The sequence below is a fragment of the Streptococcus oralis genome (genome assembly GCF_001578945.1).
GTDB lineage: Bacteria > Bacillota > Bacilli > Lactobacillales > Streptococcaceae > Streptococcus > Streptococcus oralis_Q.
Map to the genome: position 1 here is coordinate 1 of NZ_KQ969586.1, position 692 is coordinate 692.

Sequence of the window (692 nt, forward strand, 5' to 3'; positions counted from 1 at the left end):
ATAACTTGTCCAGGATCATTCGGATTGCTCGAAAAACTTGTTTCTAGTGCATTGTAGTTTTGAGGGTCATAACCCCAGTTATAGGTTACATTTCCGTCCTCATCATATTCCTTGTGTCGATCAAAGATTGGTTGAAGCTGAACATAATTACAGCCGAGCTCTTTAATATAGTCAAAGGCAGTTGCTTGGCCATATTGATTTACAGTTTCAGTCTGGGCAGCCCCAAGGAAGGTCCCTCGAAGGTTTTCTGGAACTCCAGATGTGGATGATTTGGTAAAATCACGAATATGCATTTCACAGATAACTGCTTTACATGGATTTTCCAAACGCCAGTGTGCATCTACTCCGTGTTTGACTTCAAACCCTTCTACCTGTCTATCTTGCTGAGAGAGGATGACAGAACGTTTTCCATCAGGACTTGTAGCAATCGTGTAAGGATCTCTCGTCAAAGTCTGGTGATGAGGAAACTCAATCTGATACTGATAAGCCTTACCTGTAAGATTTTCATCCAGCGCTAAACTCCAGACACCAATGGTATTGTACTTATGACTGTATGAATAGCTATTGCCTCGTTCTAAATTAAAGGTTTTCCAAATCGGAGCGTCGTTACTTGTATTTTCATAAACGACCACTTGGACTGCTGTAGCCGTGGGAGCCCAGAGTTTAAAATTGGTCTGATAATCTGAAAGATG

The 692-nt window shown here is 41.5% G+C and carries 1 pseudogene; it reads right to left on the reverse strand.

Annotated features, from left to right (window positions below):
• Nucleotides 1–692: pseudogene (locus tag SORDD16_RS09900) on the reverse strand (type I pullulanase); the annotation flags it as partial.